Source organism: Elioraea sp. (genome assembly GCF_051860475.1).
GTDB lineage: Bacteria > Pseudomonadota > Alphaproteobacteria > Acetobacterales > Acetobacteraceae > Elioraea.
The window spans coordinates 1-5,600 of sequence record NZ_JBHYDW010000206.1; the positions used below are offsets into that span (position 1 = coordinate 1).

3 protein-coding genes are annotated in these 5,600 nt (G+C 68.9%); 2 read left to right on the plus strand and 1 reads right to left on the minus strand.

Annotated features, from left to right (window positions below; all coding sequences use genetic code 11):
• Positions 1 to 151: 151 nt before the first annotated feature.
• Entirely contained in the window at positions 152 to 1,060 is a 909-nt protein-coding gene (locus tag ACTIFU_RS22125; protein WP_439580488.1) for a polysaccharide deacetylase family protein, read from the minus strand.
• Between the two features lie 233 nt (positions 1,061 to 1,293).
• Between ACTIFU_RS22125 and ACTIFU_RS22130 the strand changes: the two genes are divergently transcribed.
• A complete protein-coding gene (locus ACTIFU_RS22130) occupies positions 1,294 to 2,403 on the plus strand; it encodes an efflux RND transporter periplasmic adaptor subunit (protein WP_439580489.1) in 1,110 nt (369 codons plus the stop codon).
• Positions 2,404 to 2,432: 29 nt separating this feature from the next.
• Entirely contained in the window at positions 2,433 to 5,498 is a 3,066-nt protein-coding gene (locus tag ACTIFU_RS22135; RefSeq protein WP_439580490.1) for an efflux RND transporter permease subunit, read from the plus strand.
• Positions 5,499 to 5,600 lie beyond the last annotated feature (102 nt).

Consider the following 5,600-nt stretch of genomic DNA (forward strand, 5'->3'; position numbering starts at 1 on the left):
GCAGTTCAAGGGCACGCACTACTCGCGCGCGATCAACCTCGACTACCGCAAGGCAAGCCCGTCGGATCTCGATGGCATCTTCAAGTCCAGCAACGGACGCTGGACGCAGCAGGGCACGATCGTCGGCTGCACCTGACGGCCTGGGACGAACTCAGGAGGGAAAGGCGTCCGGAACGATCCCACGTGGCAACGACATCGCGTGCTCGGCAATCGCGCCGGGCGTGGTGAGCCAGACGCGCGGGTCGTCGCGGTGCGCCGCAATGTGGCTGAGGGCGCGTTCGAGGTGCCTGAGGCGGAACGGGGGGCCCAGCACGAAGGTGTGCAGCGCGAAGGCGCACACCAGGGGCGCGCGCCCGCTCAGCCGCAGCATCATGTCGAACTGGTCGATCATGAACTGCGCGAAGTCCTCGGCCGTGTGGCCGCGGTTCAGGATTGCTGGCGAGTCGTTGATCTCGGCCGGGTAGGGCACGCTCAGCAACGGCCCCGCGCGCGTCGCGAGCCAGATCGGCTGGTCGTCGCAGGGCCACTGCATGGTGAAGCGGTAGCCCTCCTCCTTCAGCAGGTCGGACGTCACGGCGCTCTCGGAAATCCAGGGCCCCATCCAGCCGAACGGGCGGCGGCCGAGATGCTGCGTGATCGTCTCGGTCGTCTCGCGGATCAGGCGGCGCTCGTCCTCCTCGTGGTAGTCGGCCTGGCGTTCGGAGTTGGTGCGGCCGTGGCCGATCACCTCCTCGCCGCGCGCGGCGATCGCCTCGACGATGCGCGGGGCGTGCTCGCAGACGGTGCTGTTGAGCAGGTGGCAGCAGGACAGGCCGACCTCGCCCAGCACGTCGAGGATGTTCCAGAACCCGACGCGCAGCCCGTAGTCGCGCCAGGCGTGGTTGCGCTGGTCGTTCGCATTGCCCCAGTTGTGGGTCATGTGGCCGCCGCCGCGCCCCCAGGCGAAGTGCTCGACATTGAGCCCGAGATAGACCGCGAGGCGGGCGCCGCCGGGCCAGTCATAGGCCGGGCGGTCGACGATCGCGGAATACGCGTAGCGGGGGTTGGGGGTGAGGTGCATGGGTCCGGACCTCGTCGAACGGAGCTGCTCAGCGCCGGAGCTTGCCATCCCTTGAGCGGCATCGTGAGAGCCGGCGCGGTGGATGCGACCGTGTCGCCGGCGCAGTCCTGGGATGCGGAACCGGGAGGGTTGCGGCCGTGTGTCGAGATGACTAAACTGAACAGTATAGTTCAGCGAGGCGGGCCGGAGCACTAGCGTATCCGGCCCGCCTTTCGCGACCGGAGAGCTCCATCATGCGTCGGTTCATCGTCGCCTTGGTCACGCTCGCCATTCTCGCGGGCGGCGGTTTTGGCTTGTGGCGGTTCTACGATCAGGTCCAGCAGGGGGCCAGTGCCGCGGGCGGCGCGGGTGGCCCGCCGGGCGGCTTCGCCATGCCGGTTCAGGCCGAGCCGGTGTCGGTCGAGCGCATCGCCGAGGAGGTGGTGGCGATCGGCACGCTCAAGTCGAATGAGAGCGTGATGCTGCGCCCCGAGGTGATGGGCCGCGTGGCCGAGATCGGCTTTGCCGAGGGCGGCGTGGTGACCGCGGGCACGGCGCTGGTGCGTCTCGACGACTCGATTCCCCGTGCGGAGCTTGCCCAGGCCGAGGCGGAGCTCGAACTGGCCCGGGCCTCGGCCAGCCGCGCGCGCGACCTGTTCGCCCGTGGCGCCGGCTCGGCCGCCGTGCGCGACCAGGCGGTCGCGACGCTGCGCACCACCACCGCCGCGGTCGAGCTCACCCGCGCGCGGCTCGAGAAGTACCGGCTTGTCGCGCCGTTCGACGGCATCGTCGGGCTGCGCCGCGTCAGTCCCGGCGAATTCGTCAATGTCGGCGCGGACATCGTCAACCTCGAGAATATCGATCCGATCAAGCTCGACTTCCGTGTCCCCGAGGTGTTCCTGTCGCGCGTTGCCGTGGGGCAGCAGCTCTCGGTCACCGTCGATGCATTCCCGGATCGGACATTCGCGGGCGAGATCGTGGCGATCGATCCGGCGATCGATCCGATCGGCCGCAGCATCGCCGTGCGTGCCGCGCTGCCGAATCGCGACGGCGTGCTCCGCCCTGGCCTGTTCGCGCGCGTGCGGCTGACGCTGCGCGAGGAGCCGCAGGCGGTGATGGTGCCCGAGGCTGCGATCGTTCCGTTTGGCGGACGGATGCTCGTGATGAAGGTGGTGGACGGCAAGGCGCAGCCGCAGCCGGTGACGCTCGGCCTGCGCCGCGAGGGCAGGGTGCAGGTGACCGAGGGGCTCGCCGCCGGCGACGTGGTGGTCACGGCCGGGCAGATGAAGCTTCAGCCGGGCGCCGCGGTCGCGGTGCTGCCCCCGGAGGCTGCCCCGCCCGCCAACGGCGCGCCGCGCGGCTGAACACGCAGCTGAGTCGGGACTGATCCGCCATGGTGCTCTCGGAACTCTCGATCCGCCGCCCGGTGCTCGCCACCGTGATGAGCCTGATGATCGTGCTGATCGGCCTGGTCAGCTACGACCGGCTGACCGTGCGCGAATACCCCAACATCGACGAGCCGGTGGTCACGGTCGAGACGACCTATCGTGGCGCTTCGGCCGAGATCGTCGAGAGCCGCATCACCACCCCGCTTGAGGAGAGCCTCTCGGGGATCGAGGGGATCGAGGTGATGTCCTCGATCAGCCGCCAGGAGCGGAGTCAGATCACGCTGCGCTTCGTGGTCGCGCGCGACCCCGACGGCGCGGCGAACGACGTGCGCGACCGGGTTGCACGCGTGCGCAACCTGCTGCCCGACGAGATCGACGAGCCGGTGGTGCAGAAGGTCGAGGCGGATGCGCAGCCGATCATCTATCTCGCGTTCTCGTCGGACCGGCATACCCCGCTCGAGGTGACCGACATCGCCGACCGGCTGGTGAAGTCGCGGCTCCAGACCCTGCCCGGGGTCGCGAACGTGATGATCTACGGCGAGCGCAGGTTCTCGATGCGGATCTGGCTCGATCCGATCCGCATGGCCGCCTATGGGCTCGCGCCTTCGGATGTCGAGGACGCGCTCAGGCGCCAGAACGTCGAGATCCCCACGGGGCGGATCGAGAGTCGCACCCGCGAGTTCAACGTGGTCGCAGAGACCGACCTCCAGACGCCGGCCCAGTTCGAGGAACTGCGCATCCGCGAGGTGCAGGGCTACATCGTGCGGCTGCGCGACGTCGGCCGCGCCGAGATCGCCGCCGCCGACGAGCGCATCATCGCCCGCTACAACGGCCAGTCCGCGGTGGCGCTCGGCATCATCAAGCAGGCGACCGCGAACCCGCTCGAGGTAAGCCAGGCGGTGCAGGAGAGCTTCCCGGCGATCCGCGCGCTGCTGCCCGAGGGAATGACCGTCGCGGTCGGCTACGATTCCTCGATCTTCATCGACCGCGCGATCCAGAACGTCTTCAAGGTGATGGGCGAGGCGGTGCTGTTCGTGCTCGTCGTCATCTTCCTGTTCCTGCGCAACCTTCGCGCCACGCTGATCCCGCTGGTGACCATCCCGGTCAGCCTGATCGGCGCCTTCGGCTTCATGTTCGCCATGGGCTTCTCGGTGAACACGCTGACCCTGCTCGCCTTCGTGCTGGCGGTCGGTCTGGTGGTCGATGATGCGATCGTCATGCTCGAGAACGTCGCCCGCTACGTCGAGAAGGGCATGCAGCCTTTCGAGGCCGCACTCAGGGGCTCGCGCGAGGTCGGCTTCGCGATCGTGGCGATGACGCTGACGCTCGCCGCCGTCTACGTGCCGATGGCGTTCCAGACCGGGCGGACGGGGCGCCTCTTCATCGAGTTCGCGCTGACCCTCGCCTCGGCCGTGATCGTCTCGGGTTTCGTCGCGCTGACGCTGTCGCCCATGATGTGCTCGAAGCTGCTCAAGGTGAACCAGTCGCACGGCGCCGTGTACCGGTTCGGCGAACGTCTGCTCGACGGCCTGACGGCAGGCTACCGGCGTGCGCTCACCGTGGCGCTGAACGCGCGGCCGGTGGTGATCGCGGTGGCGCTGCTGGTCGGCGGCTTCGCCTTCATCATGGTGAACACGATCAAGAGCGAGCTCGCCCCGGTCGAGGATCGCGGCATCATCGTCGGCATCGCCATCGCGCCCGACGGCGCGACGATCGACTACACCAGCCGCTGGCTGCGCCCGCTCGAGGCCGCGTTCGACAACCACCCGGCGATCGAGCGGCAGTTCGCGGTCGCGGGCTACCCGGTGGTGAGCCAGGGGATCATGTTCGCCGGCCTGCACGACTGGTCCGAGCGCGACGTCTCGGCGCCGGCGGTGGCGCAGCAGCTCTTCCCGCAGTTCTTCGCCACGCCCGGCGTGCTGGCCTTCCCGGTGAACCCGCCGAGCCTGGGCCAGAGTCCGATCCAGAAGCCGGTGCAGTTCGTGCTCCAGACCTCCGGCCCGTATTCGGAGCTGCAGGAGGCGGCCGAGGCGATGCTGGCCGAGGCGCGCACGATCCCGGGCCTGGCCGGGCTCGACAGCGACCTTCGCCTGAACATGCCGCAGCTCCGGCTGACGGTGGATCGCGACAAGGCCGCGTCCCTCGGCCTGTCGGAGGAGAAGGTCGCGCGCTCGCTCGAAACCCTGCTCGGCGGGCGCAAGATCACGACCTTCAAGCTGAACGGCAAGCAGTACGACGTGATCGTCCAGGTCGAGGTGGGCGACCGGACCACGCCGCAGGACGTGCTGAACGTGTTCCTGCGCACGCCTTCGGGGCAGGAGGTGCAGCTCGCCAACCTGATCACGCTCGAGGAGACGATCGCGCCGCGCGAGCTCAACCACTTCAACAAGCTCCGCTCGGCGACGATCAGCGCGACTCTGGAGCCCGGCACCACGCTCGGTGAGGCGCTCGCGGCGCTGAACGAGGCAGCGGCGCGCGTGCTGCCGAACACGATCCAGATCGACTATGGCGGGCAGGCGCGCGAGTTCCGCTCCGCCTCGGCCGGGCTTCTGGTCACCTTCGCGCTCGCGTTGATGTTCATCTACCTGGTGATGGCGGCCCAGTTCGAGAGCTTCATCGATCCGTTCGTGATCATGCTCTCGGTGCCGCTTGCGACGGGCGGAGCGTTGCTGGCGCTGTTCCTCAACGGCATCACGCTGAACGTCTACAGCCAGATCGGCCTGATCACGCTGATCGGGCTGATCACCAAGAACGGCATCCTGATCGTCGAGTTTGCCAACCAGTTGCGCGAGCGCGGCATGGCGCTGACGGAGGCGGCGATCGAGGCGGCGAGCTTGCGCATGCGCCCCGTGCTGATGACCACCTGCGCGACCATCCTCGGCGCGGTGCCGCTCGCCTTCGCGGCCGGCGCCGGGGCCGAGAGCCGCCAGGCGATCGGCTGGGTGGTGGTCGGCGGCATGTCGATCGGCACGCTGTTCACGCTGTTTGTCGTGCCGACCGCCTATACGCTGCTCGCACGCCGCCACCGACCGGAGGCGATGGCGCAACCCGCGCCTGCGCCGGCGGAATAGCCGGGCGGCTGGACGGATCGCGGCAACGCCCTCACCCTGACCCTTGCGTGTATGGGGGGATTGAGCGGGGATAGGTCTGCTCGTCTGCGTCTGGCGGCGGTC